Raw genomic sequence first — 1,631 nt, forward strand, 5'->3', positions numbered from 1 at the left:
TGAATTGGCCCAGCAAAAGTATAAGCCCGAGTGGGGGCTCACCGCCCAGTACGGCTATCGGGACGATGACCCCATGGGCCGGGATCGCGCCGATCTGTTCTCGGTCGGCGTCACATTTGATCTGCCGCTTTTCACGGGCAATCGACAGGATAAAGATGTTAGCGCCGCTACCTCCCGAGCTGAGGCACTGCGAACAGACAAGCTACTGATGGCGCGAAAGTTAATGGCGGAGCTGGACACGACCATTGTGCAAATCCAGCGCCTGAATGAGCGCCGCACACTCTATGACCAGCAGCTACTGCCGCAAATGGCGGAGCAGGCCGAAGCTGCCCTGACTGCCTATAACAACGATGACGGCGACTTTGCTGAAGCGGTGCGTGCCCGCATCGCCGAGCTGAACGCCAAAATCGATTTCCTGACCATCAAGGTCGATCGGCTAAAAATCCTTGCCGAACTGAACTATCTCTTACCGACAAACCGCTCAGTGCTGTTACCGCAGAGCCACGCAAAGCAGTCCCCTGCAACACACGGTAACCGCACGGAAGGAAAGAACCCATGAAGATTCAACTGAATAAACCATTCTTTATAACGGTTGCATTGCTGATTGCGACGGCAACCCTGGCCCACTATTCAGCCTATTGGCGCATGCAAGACACGGGAGAGGGCGGTAAGGCGACAGCCAAAAAAGAACCGCTCTATTGGGTCGCGCCGATGGACCCCAATTACAAACGCGACAAGCCCGGAAAATCTCCGATGGGGATGGATCTGATTCCGGTGTATGAAGAAGCCGGCGGTGATGAGGAGATTGGCACAGTCACCATATCGCCGGATGTGGTCAATAACCTTGGCGTACGCACGGCACCCGTTACCCGCGGCCAGATGGACGTTTCCGTCAATACCGTGGGTTATGTGCAATACGATGAAGATCGCTTGATACATATTCATCCGCGGGTAGAGGGCTGGGTTGAAAAACTCTACGTCAAAGCTTCTGGCGATCCGGTGCAGAAGGGTGCATCTCTCTATGCGCTTTACTCACCGACCCTGGTTAATGCACAGGAGGAATTACTCTTGGCACTAAAACGCAATAACGCCACGCTGATTGAAGCCGCCAAGGAGCGCCTGGCATCCCTGCAGGTGCCAAAATCAGAAATCAACCGCCTGAGGAAATCCGGCAAGGTGAGCCAGACCATCACCGTTACAGCGCCGCAATCGGGTGTGCTGGATAACCTCATGGCGCGCGAAGGCATGTTTGTAAAACCCGGCATGGAAATCATGGCCATCGGTCAGCTGGAACATATTTGGGTGATTGGTGAAGTCTTTGAGCGACAGGCTTCCCTGGTGCAGGTCGGCGATCAGGTCCAGATGCAGTTGGGTTATTCGCCAGGGCGAGAGTGGCAGGGCCAGGTTGATTATGTCTACCCGAGCCTTAACACCAAGACTCGCACCGCACAGATACGAGTACATTTTCACAATCCCGATGGTTATCTGAAGCCGGGCATGTTTGCGCAGATGCGCATTGAGACGGCACCGATGGACGATACTCTGTTGATTCCCCGTCAGGCGCTGATCCGTACCGGCAGTCAATCCCGTGTTGTGCTGGCCAAGGGCGAAGGCCGTTTTAAATCCGTTGC

General features: G+C 54.9%; 2 protein-coding genes. Both read left to right on the forward strand.

Features of this window, described 5'->3' with window-relative positions:
- Nucleotides 1-559 (forward strand): TolC family protein (locus A3729_RS15595; protein WP_197475877.1); only part of this gene is annotated, 559 nt, incomplete at its 5' end.
- A partial coding sequence (locus A3729_RS15600; protein WP_068634054.1) for an efflux RND transporter periplasmic adaptor subunit occupies nucleotides 556-1,631 on the forward strand: 1,076 nt, incomplete at its 3' end. The genes A3729_RS15595 and A3729_RS15600, both read left to right, overlap by 4 nt.

It is taken from the genome of Oleiphilus sp. HI0043 (genome assembly GCF_001634935.1).